Source organism: Sinorhizobium chiapasense (assembly GCF_036488675.1).
Classification (GTDB): domain Bacteria; phylum Pseudomonadota; class Alphaproteobacteria; order Rhizobiales; family Rhizobiaceae; genus Sinorhizobium; species Sinorhizobium chiapasense.
Map to the genome: position 1 here is coordinate 181,228 of NZ_CP133152.1, position 17,212 is coordinate 198,439.

The 17,212-nt window shown below is 63.2% G+C and carries 14 protein-coding genes; 13 read left to right on the top strand and 1 reads right to left on the bottom strand.

Annotation, left to right across the window (positions count from 1 at the left end):
• Positions 1-54 precede the first annotated feature (54 nt).
• The 12 genes from urtB (at position 55) to repB (ending at position 14,040) form a co-directional block, all read left to right on the top strand.
• The gene (gene urtB, locus RB548_RS25535; RefSeq protein ID WP_331376556.1) at positions 55-1,671 is read left to right on the top strand and encodes an urea ABC transporter permease subunit UrtB; all 1,617 of its coding nucleotides are present in this window, start codon (positions 55-57) and stop codon (positions 1,669-1,671) included.
• Complete coding sequence (urtC, locus tag RB548_RS25540) at positions 1,668-2,831, top strand: urea ABC transporter permease subunit UrtC (RefSeq protein ID WP_331376557.1); 1,164 nt, start codon at positions 1,668-1,670, stop codon at positions 2,829-2,831. The genes urtB and urtC overlap by 4 nt, the downstream gene beginning before the upstream one ends.
• Before the next feature lie 5 nt (positions 2,832-2,836).
• Positions 2,837-3,598, top strand: coding sequence for an urea ABC transporter ATP-binding protein UrtD (gene urtD, locus RB548_RS25545; RefSeq protein WP_331376558.1), 762 nt, complete (start codon positions 2,837-2,839; stop codon positions 3,596-3,598).
• Between the two features lie 15 nt (positions 3,599-3,613).
• Complete coding sequence (gene urtE, locus RB548_RS25550; protein WP_331376559.1) at positions 3,614-4,309, top strand: urea ABC transporter ATP-binding subunit UrtE; 696 nt, start codon at positions 3,614-3,616, stop codon at positions 4,307-4,309.
• 308 nt (positions 4,310-4,617) lie between these two features.
• Positions 4,618-5,001, top strand: coding sequence for a BRA0787 family protein (locus tag RB548_RS25555; protein WP_331376560.1), 384 nt, complete (start codon positions 4,618-4,620; stop codon positions 4,999-5,001).
• A gap of 245 nt (positions 5,002-5,246) precedes the next feature.
• Positions 5,247-6,314, top strand: coding sequence for an HTH-type transcriptional regulator GntR (gene gntR / locus RB548_RS25560; RefSeq protein WP_331376561.1), 1,068 nt, complete (start codon positions 5,247-5,249; stop codon positions 6,312-6,314).
• Positions 6,315-6,746: 432 nt separating this feature from the next.
• Positions 6,747-7,871, top strand: a complete 1,125-nt coding sequence (locus tag RB548_RS25565) for a sugar ABC transporter substrate-binding protein (RefSeq protein ID WP_331376562.1) — start codon at positions 6,747-6,749, stop codon at positions 7,869-7,871.
• Positions 7,872-7,941: 70 nt separating this feature from the next.
• On the top strand, positions 7,942-9,492 hold the full coding sequence (locus tag RB548_RS25570) for a sugar ABC transporter ATP-binding protein (RefSeq protein ID WP_331376563.1): 1,551 nt from the start codon (positions 7,942-7,944) through the stop codon (positions 9,490-9,492).
• Positions 9,489-10,469, top strand: coding sequence for an ABC transporter permease (locus RB548_RS25575; RefSeq protein WP_331376564.1), 981 nt, complete (start codon positions 9,489-9,491; stop codon positions 10,467-10,469). Before RB548_RS25570 ends, RB548_RS25575 begins: the two co-directional genes overlap by 4 nt.
• On the top strand, positions 10,466-11,458 hold the full coding sequence (locus RB548_RS25580) for an ABC transporter permease (RefSeq protein WP_331376565.1): 993 nt from the start codon (positions 10,466-10,468) through the stop codon (positions 11,456-11,458). The genes RB548_RS25575 and RB548_RS25580 overlap by 4 nt, the downstream gene beginning before the upstream one ends.
• 254 nt (positions 11,459-11,712) lie before the next feature.
• Positions 11,713-12,984, top strand: a complete 1,272-nt coding sequence (repA, locus tag RB548_RS25585; RefSeq protein ID WP_408642491.1) for a plasmid partitioning protein RepA — start codon at positions 11,713-11,715, stop codon at positions 12,982-12,984.
• A gap of 3 nt (positions 12,985-12,987) precedes the next feature.
• The gene (gene repB / locus RB548_RS25590) at positions 12,988-14,040 is read left to right on the top strand and encodes a plasmid partitioning protein RepB (RefSeq protein WP_331376566.1); all 1,053 of its coding nucleotides are present in this window, start codon (positions 12,988-12,990) and stop codon (positions 14,038-14,040) included.
• A gap of 58 nt (positions 14,041-14,098) precedes the next feature.
• Here the strand turns inward: repB and RB548_RS25595 are convergent, their stop codons facing one another.
• Complete coding sequence (locus tag RB548_RS25595; RefSeq protein WP_331376567.1) at positions 14,099-15,253, bottom strand: acyltransferase family protein; 1,155 nt, start codon at positions 15,251-15,253, stop codon at positions 14,099-14,101.
• 404 nt (positions 15,254-15,657) lie between these two features.
• Here RB548_RS25595 and RB548_RS25600 point away from each other — a divergent pair, with 404 nt between their 5' ends.
• Complete coding sequence (locus RB548_RS25600; protein WP_331377098.1) at positions 15,658-17,208, top strand: calcium-binding protein; 1,551 nt, start codon at positions 15,658-15,660, stop codon at positions 17,206-17,208.
• The last annotated feature ends 4 nt before the right edge of the window (positions 17,209-17,212 follow it).

Genomic DNA, 17,212 nt, shown 5'->3' on the forward strand with positions numbered 1-17,212 from the left:
GGCATTTTCACCGATGCCGCGCCGCGAACCGACGCGAAACCGTGCGAGGGGCGAATGTTTCGCATCTTACAAACCGTGCTTGTGGCCTTGCTTCTTTTCACCTCGATTCCGGTTGCGGGGCTGCGGGCGGAGGAAGGAATGCGCGACCTCGTAAACGCGCTCGGTACGGCGAAGCTCTCCAACATGGACGAACATATCGCGGCGCTCGCAAAGAGCGGCGATCCAAAGATCGTGCCGGTCCTCGAAGCGCTCGGCGATGGCAACCTTTATGTCCGCAAGGCCGACGGCCAGGTATTCCTGACGCGTGAAGGCGGGGCGGACCTGACGCTCAGCGATCCGCTTTCCGGCGAGAGCGTCGGCGAGGCGCCGAAGAGCGCACTGCAGAAGATCAAGGTCAACAACAGCGTGCGCCGTGCCGTGCGCACAGCGCTCGGCGGCCTGACGCTGCTGAGCCCCGATCGCAATCAACGCTTCAAGGCAGCGCAGTCCATCCTGCAGTCGCCCAACGCGGATGCGCTCCCGATCATCGAAGACGCACTCTCGGCCGAGAAGGATGCGGCCATCCGCGCATTGCTTGAACAGGCGCGCGCGACGGCGATCCTCGTCTCCGACCGGCCCGACGAGGAGCAGCGACAGGCCGTGCAAACTCTGAAGCAAAACGGCGGCCGCGAGGCGCTTTCGATTCTGTCGGCCGCCCTCGGCACCGCCGACGAGACCCTGAAGCCGGACATCGAGGCGGCGCTTGCGAGCATCGAGCAGACCGAGGCGCTCTGGGCGGCCGGCCAGAACGTCTGGTACGGGCTCTCGCTGGGCTCGGTGCTGCTGCTCGCCGCGATCGGCCTTGCCATCACCTTCGGCGTCATGGGCATCATCAACATGGCGCATGGCGAGATGGTGATGCTCGGCGCCTATACGACCTTTCTCGTGCAGGAGATCGTGCGCACGTCCTTTCCCTGGCTCTTCGACTGGTCGCTGGCGATCGCACTGCCGCTCGCCTTCCTGGTTACCGGCGCCGTCGGTCTGGCGATCGAGCGCGGCGTTATCCGCTTCCTCTATGGCCGACCGCTCGAGACGCTGCTTGCCACCTGGGGCATATCGCTGATCCTGCAGCAGGCGGTGCGTTCGATCTTCGGTCCCACCAACCAGGAAGTCGGCAATCCGTCGTGGATGTCCGGCGCCTTCGAGCTCGGCGGGCTGACGATCACCTGGAACCGTCTCTGGATAATTCTCTTCGCGCTCGCCGTCTTCGCTGCCTTGCTTTTTCTCTTGAAGAAGACCCCGATGGGCCTGCAGATGCGGGCGGTGACGCAGAACCGGCGCATGGCCTCCTCCATGGGCATCCGCACGCCTGTGGTCGATGCGCTCACCTTCGCGCTCGGCTCCGGCATTGCCGGCATGGCCGGCGTGGCGCTGTCGCAGATCGACAACGTCTCGCCGAACCTCGGTCAAGGCTACATCATCGACAGCTTCATGGTCGTGGTCTTCGGCGGCGTCGGCAATCTCTGGGGCACGCTGGTCGGCGCCTTCTCGCTCGGCATCCTCAACAAGTTCCTCGAGCCCTATGCCGGCGCCGTGCTCGGCAAGATCCTCGTGCTCGTGCTGATCATCCTCTTCATCCAGAAGCGGCCGCGCGGGCTGTTTGCACTCAAGGGCCGGGCGGTGGAAGCATGATCACCTCGTTCCTCATCAAGTCGCTGGATCGCACCATTATCGTCGTCGTGGCGATCCTGCTGGCGCTTGCGGTTCTCATCCCAGGCCTCAATCTCCTGACGGCGCCGGACCATCCGCTGCACGTGCCGACCTATCTGGTCTCGCTGTTCGGCAAGTACCTGACCTATGCGCTCCTGGCGCTGGCGCTCGATCTCGTCTGGGGTTTTTGCGGCATCCTCTCGCTCGGCCACGCCGCGTTCTTCGCGCTCGGTGGCTACGCGATCGGCATGTATCTGATGCGCCAGATCGGCGCGCGCGGCTCCTACGGCAATCCGCTCCTGCCGGACTTCATGGTGTTCCTCAACTGGAAGGAACTGCCCTGGTTCTGGTACGGCTTCGACATGTTCTGGTTCGCGGCGCTGATGGTGGTCGTGGTGCCCGGGCTCATCGCCTTCGTCTTCGGCTGGTTTGCCTTCCGCTCGCGGGTCAATGGCGTCTATCTCTCGATCATCACCCAGGCCATGACCTATGCGTTGCTGCTCGCCTTTTTCCGCAACGACATGGGCTTCGGCGGCAACAACGGGCTCACGGATTTCAAGGACATTCTCGGCTTCAATATCCAGGCGGACGGCACGCGTGCCGCACTGTTTGCGGCCTCCGCACTGGCGCTCGCCGTCTCGCTCGTCATTACATCCGGTATCGTGCGCTCCAAGTTCGGCAAGGTGCTGGTGGCGCTGCGCGATGCCGAAAGCCGCACCCGCTTTTTGGGCTACCGCGTGGAACACATGAAGCTCTTCGCCTTCACTGTCTCGGCGATGATGGCGGGTGTTGCCGGTGCGCTTTACGTGCCGCAGGTCGGCATCATCAATCCCGGCGAATTCGAGCCCGGCAATTCGATCGAAGTGGTGATCTGGACGGCGGTCGGCGGCCGCGGCACGCTGATCGGCCCGATCATCGGCGCCATCCTCGTCAATGGTGGGAAAAGCATCTTCACCGCCGCCTTCCCGGAATTCTGGCTCTTTGCGTTGGGCGGGCTCTTCGTGCTCGTCACGCTATTGCTGCCAAAGGGCATTGTCGGCACGGCGCAGCACTATCTCGCCCGGCGCCGCTCTTATCATGCGGCGACCGTCACCGACAAAGAGGCAGGCCTGCCGGCTGCAGAACCGATGGCTGCGGAGTGATTGCCATGCATGAGAAGAACGAGAAGAAACCGAAGAGCCTGCTCTATCTCGACGGCGTCTCCGTCTCCTTCGACGGCTTCAAGGCGCTGAATTCGCTCTCCTTCGTCGTCGAACCGGGTGAGCTCAGAGCGATTATCGGGCCGAACGGCGCCGGCAAGACGACGATGATGGACATCATCACCGGCAAGACCCGGCCCGACGAGGGCGAGGTCTTCTTCAAAGGCGATATCGATCTGACCCGGAAGGACGAGGCGGAGATCGCCCAGCTTGGCATCGGCCGGAAGTTCCAGAAGCCGACCGTGTTCGAAAATCACACCGTCTGGGACAATCTGGAGCTGGCGCTGAACCGCCGCCGCGGCGTCTTCGCAACGCTGTTCTATCGCCTGACGACCGAGGACAAGACCCGCATCGAGGAAATCCTTTCGACCGTTCGCCTGACGGCGCGCCGCGACGACCTCGCCGCCAACCTTTCGCACGGCCAGAAGCAATGGCTGGAGATCGGCATGCTGCTTGCGCAGGAGCCGGAGCTTCTGCTCGTCGACGAGCCGGTCGCCGGCATGACCGATGCGGAGACGGCCGAAACGGCGGTGCTGCTGAAGGAGATCGCCAGGACCCGCTCGGTCGTCGTCGTCGAGCATGACATGGGCTTCATCCGCGATCTCGGCGTCAAGGTGACCTGCCTCGCGGAGGGCTCGGTGCTGGCGGAGGGCTCGATCGATTTCGTCAGCAGCGATCCAAAGGTGATCGAAAACTATCTCGGCCGCTGAGAAGGAGTTGGACCCATGTTGAGCGTCGAAAACGTCAGCCTTCACTACGGCGCCGCGCAGGCGCTGCGCAACGTCTCGATCAGGGCGGAGATGGGAAAGATCACCTGCGTGCTCGGTCGCAACGGCGTCGGCAAGTCGAGTCTCTTGCGGGCGATCACCGGCCAGCACCCGCTCTCCGCAGGCACCGTCACCTTTAACGGCGCGCCCCTCGACGGCATGGCGCCTTTTCGCCGGGCAAAGCTCGGCGTCGGATACGTGCCGCAGGGCCGCGAGATTTTCCCCCTGCTCAGCGTCAGGGAGAACCTCGAAACCGGATACGCGCCGCTGAAGCGGGCCGATCGCTCGATTCCCGAGGACATCTTCAACCTGTTTCCGGTGCTGAAAACCATGCTCGGCCGCCGCGGCGGCGATCTTTCCGGCGGCCAGCAGCAGCAGCTTGCCATCGGACGGGCGCTCGTCACCCGCCCCAAGATCCTGGTGCTCGACGAGCCGACGGAGGGCATCCAGCCGTCGATCATCAAGGATATTGGCCGTGCGATCAAATATTTGCGGGACTCGACCGGCATGGCGATCCTGCTGGTCGAGCAATATCTCGACTTCTGCCGGGAGCTTGCCGATCATGTCTACATCATGGACCGCGGTGCTTTCGTGCATGATGGGCCGGCCGAGACGCTGGATACACCGGAGGCGCGACGACATCTGACCGTCTAGAAGCAGGATGGAGAGCGCGCGCGACGGTTTCCGGAACAAAACGTGCCGCCGCCGGGAACCTATTCCTGTTTCATGCATTCCGTCTCTGCCCGCAATCTATCGATTGTGTGCCGCTCGCGTCTCGGCTGCCTACTGCATGTCTCCTTGAATCGACCTCGATTCAAGGACAAAGACACGCAGCAATTCAAAGGGCTACAGCGACCTTTGCGCGTCCGATAAGACGTGCGGCGCTGTAGGAGCATGGTATTTCGTAACCGACAGAATTGGCCATTCGCGTTTCCCGATCTACACGTTGTGAGGAGACACAAATGACGAATTTCCTGCCCGACCTTTACGAAGGGCACGCCCCGATCACCCTGCAAAATCTGTTTCGAGACGCACTCGAGGCCTATGACGACTGGGATGAGGGGATGCCTGAACCGGTCGTACCCTACGAAGGCAAGGTCCTGCCGATCAGCGACGTCTTCGACTGGATGAAACCTTGCACAGATATCATGCCCGCCAACATGATCGGTATCGTCACCGACCGGCTGAGCAAGCCATGGAGCGGCCGCGGACCGCTCGACGAGATGACCTTTTCCACCGCCGCCCGCGTCATGTCCGTTCTGGTAAGACGCCGGCTGAGGCGCTTCGGGCGCGGTTCTATCGAGACTTTCGTCGACCGCTTCAATCAGCCGCTTCACGCCGAGTGACAGCACCGAAGCCGGATTGCGCAGACAGCGCGGCTCTCATGCCGCGCTGTTTCGTTGTCTGGCAGTCGGTGTTTGACCAACGCCGACCCGCAGATTGTCGTGTGACAGAGAGTCCTTTCCTTTCATGCCATGCGCCGTAAGATAGCCGGTGAGAGGAGCGCCGGGCCAAGCGAAACTCTCCTCCGTGCCGAACACATGGAATGGACGGCGGCGAGCGTCGCCGATGGGCCAGATTGAGGCGTGGTGTGGCGTCGTCTAACGACAGCGAAGTCAGGAATCGATCGCGCCGTGGCAGCGGCCGCCCGACGCTCGCGGATGTTGCGGGTCTCGCCGGCGTCGGCAGCATTACCGTTTCCCGAGCGCTGCGCGATCCCGAGCGCGTCTCCCCGGAACTGCGCCAGCGCATCGCCGCGGCCGTCAGCAAGCTGGGTTACGTGCCGAACCCGAGCGCGCGTGCGCTGGCCTCGGCGCGCGCCGATGTCATCGGCGTGCTCGTTCCGTCGCTGACCAACAATGTCTTTTCCGAAGTCTTGCGCGGCATTCACGATGGCCTGGGGGATTGCCCGCTGCAGATCCAGTTCGGCAACACGCACTACTCCGGTGAGGAGGAGGAGCGGCTGCTGAGGGTCTTCCTCGGCCAGCGTCCGTCGGCGCTGATCGTTTCCGGCATAGATCAGGGGCCGATGACGCGGCAGATGCTCGAGGAGGCCGGTTGTCCGGTCGTGCAGATCATGGAAATCGGGCCGGATCCGGTCGACATGATGATCGGCTTTTCCCATCTGGAGGCAGGCAAGGCGGTGGCGCGGCACCTGATCGATGTCGGCTGCAAGCGCATAGGATTTCTCGGCGCCCGCATGGATCCGCGGTCCCGGCGGCGGCTCGCAGGCTATGAGGCGGTGATGCGCGAAGCCGGCCGCTTCGATGCAGCGCTCGTGACGACAACCATTTCGCCCTCGAGCGTTTCGATGGGGGTACGCCTTTTTCACAAGGCGCTCGAAAGAACCCCCGACCTCGACGCGGTCATCTGCAACAATGACGACGTGGCGCTCGGCGTCCTCTTCGCCTGCCATCGCGCAGGCTTGCAGGTTCCGGCTCAAATCAGCATAGCCGGCTTCAACGATCTCGAAATGATGGAGGTGGCGTCACCTTCTGTCACCAGCGTGCGGACCCCCCGATACGAGATCGGACGGCGCGCCATCGCCATGGCGCGGGCCGCTATTGCCGGCGAGCGGCCGCGGCGGACCGTCGTAGATCTCGGCTTCGAGCTGAAGATTCGCGAGAGCACGACGCGCGCAGCGATACCAGCGATCTGACCGCGGCCCAGCCAGAATGCGGCTGCTTTACAATGCCCGTTGGTAGCGCTACCATCCCTGCTTGTGACGTTTCGGGAGGAGACCTGTCTGACGTCACCGGACTCGCGTATCGACATGTCGTGCCGGATTGGCAACGAGCGCAGGCGCTGCCTGCGGCGAGTGCTCGACGTCTGGAGCCTAGTGCGTTCCACTGCATGTTTCCGTAAATCGGAACCGATTTAAGGATAAAAATATGCAGCAATTCAAAGTGCAACAGCGTCCTTTGCGCGTCTGCCGAGACGCGCGGCGCTGGAGTGGACGCACAAGGACGCTCGAGCACAATAATTCTAGTGCATCTGTCCGCTTACGTGATCCAACCCAAAGCGGGATGTTCTAGCGGCCCCCTGTTTCGATACCCTGTCCCGTCATAACCACAAAATGGGAGGGAATTCGATGACCAGAACATTCGTCAGCGGCATTCTCACGGCCGCTGCGCTCACGCTTCTATCGACGACAGCATACGCCGAACCCGAAATCGTCAGCGGGCCGGCGGCCGAGCCGGATTGTTTCGTGCCCTGGACGGCTGAAACGAAGTTCTTCAAGTTCCCGAAGAAGGACGGTCCCTATCGGATCGCGCTCGCCAACGGCTTCATCGCCAATACATGGCGCATCCAGATGATCCAGACGGCCAAGGCCTACGCCGCGCAGCCGGACGTCGCGGCGAAGCTCAAGGAATTCAAGGTCGTTTCCACCGGCGAGGACGTGCCGGCGCAGATATCGGCGATCAACAACTTCATCGATTCCGGCTATGACGCGATCATCGTCAACGCCCAGAACCCGACCGCCTTCGGCCCCGTCATCAAGCGCGCCAAGGAATCCGGCGTGGTCCTGGTCGCCTTCGACAACATTCTCGACACCGAGGATGCCATCAACGTCAACGTCGACCAGAAGGGCCTCGGCGTGCTCTGGGCGAACTGGCTTGCCAAGCATCTTCCGGACGGCGGCAAGATCCTCGAGGTGCGCGGCGTCGCCGGCACGTCGGTCGATACCGACCGCCACAACGGCATCCACGAAACTTTTGCGTCGACCGGCGAGAAATGGGACGTCGTCGAAGTGATCGGCAAGTGGGACGACCCGACGGCGCAGAAGGCGACCGCCGATGCGATTGCCGTGCACAAGACGTTTGACGGCATCACCGCACAGGGCGGCGACACCGGTGTCGTGCAGGCGATGATCGACGCCGGCCATCCCTTCGTTCCGTTCGGCGGCGAGACGGAAAACGGTTTCCGCAAGTTCTGCGCCAAGCATGCCGGCGAGGGGCTGAAGTGCTCGTCGGCCGGCACCGGCCCGGCTCAGGTCGCCGTCGCCATCAAGACGGCGATCGCGGCACTCGAGGGACAGGTGGTGCCGCAATCGATCAAGCTGCCGCTGGCGATCGTCGAGGATCCGAACTTCAAGGAGGGCCAGGACTTCTACCCCGACCAGTCGGACAATTTCTTCGTCGGCAACGCCTTCCCGACCTGCGGCATCAACTTTACCGCCCAGGAGATCATGGGGCAGACGAAGGAAAACCAATAGAGGCCCTTCCTGATCCGCATGTCGCGCTCAGGCGCGGCATGCGCGAAAATTGCGGCAGCCGAGGCGACGGATGACAACGGCAGAGATACAGGCGACGTCCCCGCTCTTCCGGATGGAAGGTGTGTCCAAGCGTTATGGCGGGGTGCGCGCCCTGGAAAATGCCAAGCTCGACGTCGAATCGGGCCACATCCACGCGATCCTCGGCGAGAATGGTGCGGGCAAGTCGACGTTGATCAAGATCATCGCAGGCGTGGTCGCGCCCGACGAGGGGCGGATGCTGCTCGATGGGCGCGACATCACCTTCCGTTCGCCGGCTGCAGCCTCGGCCGCGGGCATCGCCTGTGTCTTCCAGGAACTGTCCCTGATCCCCGACCTTAGCGTCGCCGACAATATCGCCATCGCCGATCCGCCGCGCCGCTTCGGCCTGATCGACCGACGGGCCCAGCGGGTGATCGCGGAAGAGGCGCTGGCGCGGGCGGGCGCCGAAGACATTCACCCGCGCGCAGCGGTGAAGGACCTGCCGCTGTCGCGCCGGCAGATGGTCGAGATCGCCAAGGCGTTGGCGTCAAAGCCACGCATCCTGATCCTCGACGAAGCGACTTCGGCGCTGACTGCCGGCGATGTCGCCAAGGTGTTTGCGGTGCTGAAGCGCCTGCGTTCCGAGGGTCTGGCGCTCCTCTATATCTCACACCGCATGCATGAAATCGCCGAACTCGCCGACACCTGCACCGTGTTCCGCAACGGCCGCAATGTCGCGAGCTTCCGCGCCGGCACCCGCAGCAACAGCGAAGTCGTCGAAATGATGATCGGGCGCGAATACAGCAACGTCTTTCCGCCGAAGCCGCCACGTGCGGCCACCGCCAAGCCTCCCCGCCTCGAATGCCGGAACCTCGGCTGGGCGGACCGGCTCCGCGATATTTCGCTCTCGGTCGCCGAAGGGGAGGTCGTCGGCCTGGGCGGGCTGGACGGCCAGGGCCAACGCGACCTGCTGCTTGCTCTCTTCGGCGTATTGCGCGGGACCACGGGCTCGGTGCTCATCGACGGCGCGCCGATGACGATCGCCAGCCCCGCGGTCGCCCGCGCCTCGCGCAGCGCCATGGCGCTCATTCCGGAAGACCGCAAGACCGAGGGGCTGATGCTGCCGATGACCGTGAGGGAGAACCTCTCCTTCGCGGCACTCGACCATGTTTCGCGCGGCGGCATCATCGACCGCACCGCCGAAGAGCAGCTGATCGACGAGATGCTGCGGCTGCTTGCGATCAAGACCGCCGGGCTCGACATCCCGGTGGGCGCCCTATCGGGCGGAAACCAGCAGAAGGTGGTCATTGCCAAGTGGCTGATGCGAAAGCCGAGGATCGTTCTGCTCAACGATCCGACACGCGGTATCGACGTCGGCACGAAGCAGGAGATGTACCAGCTTCTGCGCCGACTGGCCGACGCCGGGGCGGCGATCCTTTTCTATTCGACCGACTATGACGAACTGATCGGCTGCTGCGACCGCGTCCTCGTTCTCTATGACGGCCGCATCGTGCGCGAGCTTGAAGGCCGGGATATCACCGAGCACGCGCTGATCGCGAGCGCTCTCAATGTCGACGGCGGCCGGAAGGGAACGGCGGCATGAGCGAGTGGCGCTACTGGCTGAACGAGCAACGCGGGACGCTGATGGGGCTCGCAATCTTTCTCCTGATGTTTGCCGTCTACATTGCGAACCATCCGGCCGGGCTGACCGCCAATGTGGCTCAGACCGCCGCCAACAAGGGGGTGCTGTTCGCCTTCGTCGCCATGGCTCAGGCGCTTGTGGTGATCACCGCGGGAATCGACCTGTCGGTCGGGATGATTTTCATCCTGACCAATTGCCTGGCATCCTGGATCGTCGTCGGCGAGCCGCTGCCAACCGCATTGGGTGTCGTTGCCGTCCTCGCGGCGGGCATGGCCTGCGGCGCCATCAACGGGCTCCTGGTGATCTATGGGCGACTGCAGCCGATCGTAGCGACGATCGCGACGGGCGCGGTTTATTTCGGCCTGGCGCTGCTGCTGAGACCCTTTCCCGGTGGCTCCGTCAACGAGGACCTCGCGGATGCGCTGACCGGTCGCCTCTTCGGCGTGATTCCATCGAGCCTGGTGGCGCTGGCGGCGGCGGTCGTCCTTGTTTGGCTGCCCTTCCGGCGATCGAGGCTCGGCAGCGCCGCCTATGCGGCCGGCTCATCAGAGCAGGCGGCCTTCATGTCCGGCGTGCCGATCCGGCGCGGCCAGTTTGCAGCCTATACGCTCGCCGGACTGCTCGCCGCGATGGGCGGCCTGTTCCTGACCTTCTTCACCTATACCGGCGAGGCGGCCTATGCCAGCGGCAGCGGTTATACGCTCTGGTCGATCGCGGCGGTCGTGCTTGGCGGAGTGTCGCTCTATGGCGGCCGCGGCAGCGCCGTCGGCGCGATCTTCGGTGCCTTCGCCGCCCGCACGACCGGTGATATGCTGTTCGTCTTCGACGTCGATCCGCTGTGGCAGCCGTTGCTCCAGGGCGTTGTCCTGATGATCGCGGTCAGTATTGGCTCGCTGGCTTTGTTGCGGGTGCGCAACCGTCTGGACTGGTTCCAATGAGCGACACATCCGAGGACCGCATCTCGATCAGGACCCGCCTGCCGGCATTCCTCCGGCGCGCCGATCCGGCCGTTGTCACCGCCTTTGGCTGCATCCTGCTGCTGCTCTTTCTGAGCAGCCTCTATTCCAGCAATTTCCTGTCGCTCAACTATCTCCTGCAACAACTCAAGGTCGCTTCATTCCTCGGGGTCGTGGCCGCCGGCGTCATGGTGGTGATTCTCCTCGGCCACATCGATCTTTCCGTTCCCTGGGTGATGACGACCGGCGCGATGATGGCCTGTGCCGCCGCCAGCTTCGGAGCCATGGGACCGGTGATCGCCATTCCTTTCGGGATCCTCTGCGGCGCGGCCTTCGGCCTGCTGAATGGCTTTGGCGTCGCCTATCTGCGCATCCCGTCGATGATCGTCACGCTTGCGAGCAATGTCGTCGCGCAAGGATTGATGGTCGTCTATACCGGCGGCTTCTCGCCGCAGGACTCCGCGCCGCCGGCGGTGCGCTGGCTCGCGACCGGCTTCGTGGTTCCAGGTCTGCCGAACGCCATCCTCGTCTGGATCGCGATCAGCGCCGTGATGGTGTTCCTATTCACGCGCACCTCCTTCGGCAGGGCGGTTTACGGGATCGGCAACAGCGAGCGCGCGGCCTATCTTTCGGGGGTCGACACGCGGCGCATCGTCATGATCGCCTTCGCGATTTCGGGCGCGCTCAGCGCCTTCGGCGGCGTGCTGCTCGCCGGCTACTCCTCGAAGGCGGCGCAGGCGATGGGCGACGCCTATCTGCTGCCGGCAATCGCCGCCGTCGTGCTCGGCGGCACCTCGATCCTTGGCGGGCGCGGCTCCTATCTGGGCACGGTCGCCGGCGTCATCCTGATCACGCTGCTGCAATCGATCCTATCGGTGATGCAGATGCCGGAAGCGGGCCGCCAGATCGTCTACGGCGTCGTCATCATCGTCATGCTGCTCCTCTACGGCCGCACGCCGCCGAACCGGTGAAGCAAGCGCAAGTCCAGGAAAAGTGTGAAGCGGTTTTCCTGGAATTGCGTGATCTAATGGCATTTCCCGAAATGGCTTGACGCGAATCAGAGGATGAATCACCTTCTAACGGAATAGATCGCATATTCCGCATTTCAGCGTAGCTCAGTGACCGGTCTGTAAGGAGATATTGCGGGCGCATTTGCGCCGCCGCAAGACGGACACTGTTGATCGCCGCCGCAAATGCGATGCGAAACGCGAGAGGGTATATGGGAATGGACATGGCGGGATCGATGGCGGTGGTCGGGGAAGCGGTGGGCTTGAGCGGAACGGGCGACCGGCGGCCTGCGGACGAGGCGATCGCGGCGGACGCGCGGGCACTGTCGGAGCAGCTCAAGGCGATGCGCGAACGCTTGTTCCCGCCAACGGCGATGAAGACGCTGCGGAGCTTCACCTCGGGCGAGGCCGCCCGGCTGATCGGCGTCTCGGACGGCTATCTTCGGCAGCTGTCGCTGGCGGGCGAGGGGCCTCAGCCCGACACCGGGTCCGGCGGGCGGCGCTCCTATTCGCTTTTCGACATCAATGCGCTTCGCCGCCACCTCGCGGACCAGGCATTCGCCAAGGGCAATGCCGCGAAGGCGCGCAGCTACCTGAAATGGCGCGATGACGTGAACGGCGAGCACCTGCAGGTCATCTCCGTCACCAACTTCAAGGGCGGCTCCGGCAAGACGACCTCGTCGGTGCATTTGGCCCAGTATCTCGCCATGACCGGCCATCGGGTGCTCGCGGTCGATCTCGACCCGCAGGCCTCGCTTTCGGCGCTGTTCGGCTATCAGCCGGAACTGGACCTCACCGGCAACGACACGCTTTACGGCGCTATCCGCTACGATGCCGAGGCCCGGCAGCTCAAGGACATCATCCGCAAGACCTATTTCGACGGGCTCGATCTGGTGCCCGGCAATCTCGAACTGCAGGAGTTCGAGCATACGACGCCGCAGGCGCTGAGCGCCCGCCAGAGCGGCGCGGATGCCGGCCCGCTGTTCTTCGCGCGCGTGCAGGCGGCGCTTGCGAGTGTTGCCGACGACTACGATGTCGTCGTCATCGATTGCCCGCCGCAGCTTGGCTATCTGACGCTTTCGGCGCTCTGCGCCTCGACCTCGGTGATCGTGACGGTGCATCCGCAGATGCTCGACGTCGCCTCGATGAACCAGTTCCTCTACATGACCTCCGACCTGCTCGGCGTCGTGCGCGAAGCCGGCGGCGAACTCAATTTCGATTTCCTGCGCTATCTCGTCACCCGCTTCGAGCCCAATGACGGGCCGCAGGCGCAGATCGTCGGCTTCATGCGCTCGCTCTTCGGCGATCGCGTGCTGACCTCGGCCATGGTGAAATCGACGGCGATCTCGGACGCTGGGCTGACGAAACAGACGCTCTACGAGGTCGGCCGGGAGAACTTCACCCGCGCGACCTACGACCGGGCGATCGAGTCGCTGAACGCCGTCAACGGCGAAGTCGAGGCTCTCATTCATGCGGCGTGGGGGCGCTAGGACATGGCTGGCAACAACCGTAAGAACGAATTGCGGGCGCTGTTTTCGGGCGGTGCTCCTGCGGCCCCGGCGGAACAGAAGATCGAGAGCGAGTTGACACCTGTCAACGGGCGGCCCGCCTCTACTCCGGATGCCCCGCGCGCCGCATCGGGCGCGGTCCGGGCGATGGGGCTTTCGCTCGGCAACATTACGCGCGAGGCGGAGGAGGCGCGCGCGCTCAGGGAAGCTCTCACGCAGGGCGAGCGCGTCGTGGCGCTCGATCCGGCGCTGGTCGAGGGCTCCTTCGTCGAGGACCGGCTGACCGACGGCGAAGTGGACGATCCAGATTTTCTGGCGCTGGTCGAAAGCATTCGCGAGAACGGCCAGCAATCGCCGATCCTCGTGCGTCCGCACCCGGAAAGGCAGGGTCACTACCAGACGGCCTACGGCCATCGCCGGCTGAAGGCGGTGCGCCGGCTCGAACTGCAGGTGAAGGCGATCGTCCGACCGCTTTCCGATGACGAGCTGGTGCTCGCCCAGGGCAAGGAAAATGCCGAGCGGCGCAACCTTTCCTTCATCGAGCGGGCGCTTTTTGCTGCGGCGCTCGCCGCACGCGGCTTCGATCGCAAGGTGATCGGCGACGCGCTCGCTATTCAGAAAAGCGAGCTGTCGCGCCTCCTCCAGGTGGCCGACAGTGTGCCGCATCATCTCGCCCGGGCGGTCGGCCCGGCGCCGAAGGCCGGGCGCGAGCGGTGGATGGCGATCGCCACGCTTCTCGAAAAGGAAGAGGCGCGCGAATTGGCGGATGAGGAAATCGATTCGCCGCGGTTCCGCGCCGCAGACACGGACCAGCGCTTCCAGCTCGTCTTCAATCGCCTGTCGCAAAGCGACAAGCCGGAGCCGGAGAAACCGGAGGAGTTGAGAGACGAGGCGGGCCGTGTCTTCGCGCGGCTGAGGCTCGATGGAAAAGCCCCGAGGATCGAGTTCCTGCCCGGCACCCATCCGGCCTTCCTCAAGGAAGCGGTGTCGATGCTAGCAAAATGGCACGCGACCTTCGTGGCAAACCAGAAGTCGTAGATTCTCTTTCGGCTTGCGGCAGCACCCCCTATGCAAATCTGCTCCGCTCCAACCTCACTCACGCCCGAACGGGCTGAGGTTTTTGTCTATTGATCAAGCGCTTGGCGAGCCTCTGGCCAGGTTTTTCGACCGCGAGGAAAGTCATGCAGGCGGCCGCGTAGACCAAGGGCACGAGGATGGCGGTAACCACGGCGAAGCGCACGGGCGCCGTGATCGTGTCACCGAAAGCGGCGATGAAATAGGCGGCAATCGGCTGCAGGAAGATGAGGTGCCAGAGATAGGCACCGAATGAAAGTTCGCCGAGCCAATGGAAGAACCTGTTGCCGAGCGACGAGGAAACCGCGCGAATCCGCCCGCCAAGAGTCTCGCCGATCAGGCGATGATAGAGGAGCGCGAAGAAGACGGCGACCAGCGCGACGCGCATCAGCATTTTCGTCATTGTCATGTCGCCGCCGATCGGCAGAAGAGCAAGCGCCATGGCGGCCCCGCCGTGGAGAACAGCCTTCGATCTGTCGGCTTGAAGACCAAGCGCCAGCAGCATTCCGCAAAGAAAGATATGCATCTTCAGCGGCAGGAACGCCGGCATTGGAAAGTGGACACCCAGCAGGCTCAACGTCGACACGATCGCGAGGGCAATGATGGCTGTAACGAGTGCGCCCTTCAGCCAGCCACCTTTCTTGAGCAAAAGCATGATGAAGGGAAAGGCCGCATAGAATTGCATTTCGAGCCCTATGCTCCAGTCCGGGAGCGGTGTCCGGTAGGCATAGTCGGGAGAGAGACCGAAAAGGAAGCTCGCGTGCATCAGCCCGTTGGTCAATCCGTTGTCGAGATAGCGGTGGGGTGCTTGCGGCGTCCTTCCGAGGAAGGCGTCAATGACCATTCGCGATTCGAACAGCCAGGCGCCGAGCGCGAAGGCAACGGCGAGAAGAACATAGTAGAGCGGTGCAATTCTGAGGAAACGCCGGATCCAGAAGCTTCCCCAGGTCGACGTCAGCTCCCACGGCTCCTTGGCGGCACGGAGCTGATAGTGAAATACCATCAGGAAGCCGGAAAGCATGATGAAGAGATCAACACCGAGATCGGGTTCCGACAGAATCGGCAGGCGCCAACCCGTCAGCAACAGCGCATGGCCGATCATCACCCAGAGAGATGCCAGCCCTCGAAGTCCATCGAGGCAATCGATTCGGATTTTGCGGGGATCATAGTCAGCCATCAGCAATCTTCGTCCTTGTTGGCTACTACAGCGCCGCGCGTCCTATCAGACGCGCAAAGGACGCTGTAGCACTTTGAAGTGCTGCATGTTTTTGTCCTTAAATCGGCTACGATTTAAGGAAACATGCAGTAAAGGTTACTGCCTGCGTGCTATGTTGCGACGCACAAGGGACTGCCTAGAGGCCGACTAAGGCGACACTAAGTTCGCGCCCGACAACCGGAAAAAATTCAATTATTCGATTATACCTGGCGTATAAATGAAGTAATTTTAAAGTAAATTCTGGCGTAAAGGCTACATAGCCTTAATATCGTCGGCGGATTTATATCTCCGCATTGCCTATTTTCACCTAGATGCACTATAAGTTTCACTGTCACCGATAGCGGAGGAGCGAGATCGTGGTAAGGATGGTTGGATCGAAGGGCGACGACAGACTGCGCGGCGGATTGGACGACGACCGGTTTTGGGGGCTGCCCGGCGATGACGATCTCGATGGCGGAGAGGGCAACGACCACATCGATGCTGGCGCCGGTAACGATCTCCTGACGAGTGCGAGCGGCTTTGACCGGCTGGTTGGCGGTGATGGCGACGACGAGATCGTTCTTCTGGGCATCGGCGGAGCCGTGACGGGCGGCGCCGGTGTTGACACGCTTGTCGTCGACCTTACGACGACAAGCGAGCCGGTGCGGTTCAACGGCGTTTCCGGCCACGGCATGATCGGCGGCGGCTCGGATTTCACCGATCACATCTTCTTCAGCAACATCGAGCGGCTGGAACTGACAACGGGGAACGGCGCCGACTTCATCTTGGGAACAGCAGGCAACGATTCGATCTCGACCGTAGCGGGCAACGATGTGATCGGGACGGGCCGGACGCTCGACCTGGGTGCGAGCGCCTTAGGCGACGACGTCGTCGACGCGGGGGACGGCAACGACCTGATCAGCGACGGCATCGGCGCGAACCGCCTCTATGGCGGGGCGGGTGATGACGTTGTCACCACCACCTTCACCACAGTCGAGGCGGCGGGCGGCGACGGCGACGACCTGCTCTCCTTGCATTATTACGGCGAGCCGCAGGGTATCGCTCTCGATCTGGAGCAGGGCATGGCCTCGACCGGCCTCCGTTTCAGCGGTTTCGAGCACGCCGTCGTCTTCCTCGGCAGCGGCAACGACTTGGTCATCGGCTCGTCCATCATGCAGGCCCTGGTCTATGCGGGCGAGGGCGACAACGTACTCGTCGGCGGCAGCGGGGCAGATCATTTCCAGACCGGTTCCGGCGACGACATGATGTTCGGCAAGGGCGGCGACGATACGCTCGTCGGCTATGGCGGCGCCGACACCATTGACGGTGGCGACGGCAATGACCTCATCTGGCTGGTGAAACCCGAGGGCACGATTGAGGGTGGTGCGGGCGAGGACACGCTCTATATCGCGGCGGACGGTTTCAATGGCGCCATCGACTTCGACGCGATGGCTGGAAGCATGGGCTCGAGCTTGGTGTTCACTGGGGTCGAGACCTTCCGGGTGGTCACGAACGATTACTACCAGCTCGACGACACGCTACGCGGTGGCGCCGGCAACGACTTCCTCACCAGTAATAACGGTGAGGATCTTCTCGATGGCCGGGCGGGCGATGACGAATTGCGGGGCGGTGGCGGCGCCGACCGGCTGATCGGCGGAACCGGCGCCGACACCTTCATCTGGGGCGGCGATGCCTCCACGGGCAACGGCGTCGACCACATCATCGATTTCGACCCAACGGGCGGTGACGTGCTGCGCTTCGAGTGGGACGCCCAACGCGAGATGGACATCCATGATTTCGAAGGCTTTCTGTCGTTGGCATCAGATACGGGGACTGGTGTCTTCGTCTCCTTCGGCAGAACGAGCAGCGACGGCATCCTGCTTGAGGGGGTTGCTCGCTCCGACTTTGCCGCCGGCAACGTCGACTTTTTCGTCTGACCGC

What these genes read in the sequence shown, in the direction of transcription:
- urtD (WP_331376558.1), top strand. Translation starts at nt 2,837, where the DNA reads ATGCATGAGAAGAACGAGAAGAAACCGAAGAGCCTGCTCTATCTCGAC.
- RB548_RS25570 (WP_331376563.1), top strand. Translation starts at nt 7,942, where the DNA reads ATGACAACGGCAGAGATACAGGCGACGTCCCCGCTCTTCCGGATGGAA.
- repA (WP_408642491.1), top strand. Translation starts at nt 11,713, where the DNA reads ATGGACATGGCGGGATCGATGGCGGTGGTCGGGGAAGCGGTGGGCTTG.
- RB548_RS25575 (WP_331376564.1), top strand. Translation starts at nt 9,489, where the DNA reads ATGAGCGAGTGGCGCTACTGGCTGAACGAGCAACGCGGGACGCTGATG.
- RB548_RS25580 (WP_331376565.1), top strand. Translation starts at nt 10,466, where the DNA reads ATGAGCGACACATCCGAGGACCGCATCTCGATCAGGACCCGCCTGCCG.
- repB (WP_331376566.1), top strand. Translation starts at nt 12,988, where the DNA reads ATGGCTGGCAACAACCGTAAGAACGAATTGCGGGCGCTGTTTTCGGGC.
- RB548_RS25565 (WP_331376562.1), top strand. Translation starts at nt 6,747, where the DNA reads ATGACCAGAACATTCGTCAGCGGCATTCTCACGGCCGCTGCGCTCACG.
- RB548_RS25555 (WP_331376560.1), top strand. Translation starts at nt 4,618, where the DNA reads ATGACGAATTTCCTGCCCGACCTTTACGAAGGGCACGCCCCGATCACC.
- RB548_RS25595 (WP_331376567.1), bottom strand. Translation starts at nt 15,253, where the DNA reads ATGGCTGACTATGATCCCCGCAAAATCCGAATCGATTGCCTCGATGGA.
- urtE (WP_331376559.1), top strand. Translation starts at nt 3,614, where the DNA reads ATGTTGAGCGTCGAAAACGTCAGCCTTCACTACGGCGCCGCGCAGGCG.
- RB548_RS25600 (WP_331377098.1), top strand. Translation starts at nt 15,658, where the DNA reads ATGGTTGGATCGAAGGGCGACGACAGACTGCGCGGCGGATTGGACGAC.
- urtC (WP_331376557.1), top strand. Translation starts at nt 1,668, where the DNA reads ATGATCACCTCGTTCCTCATCAAGTCGCTGGATCGCACCATTATCGTC.
- urtB (WP_331376556.1), top strand. Translation starts at nt 55, where the DNA reads ATGTTTCGCATCTTACAAACCGTGCTTGTGGCCTTGCTTCTTTTCACC.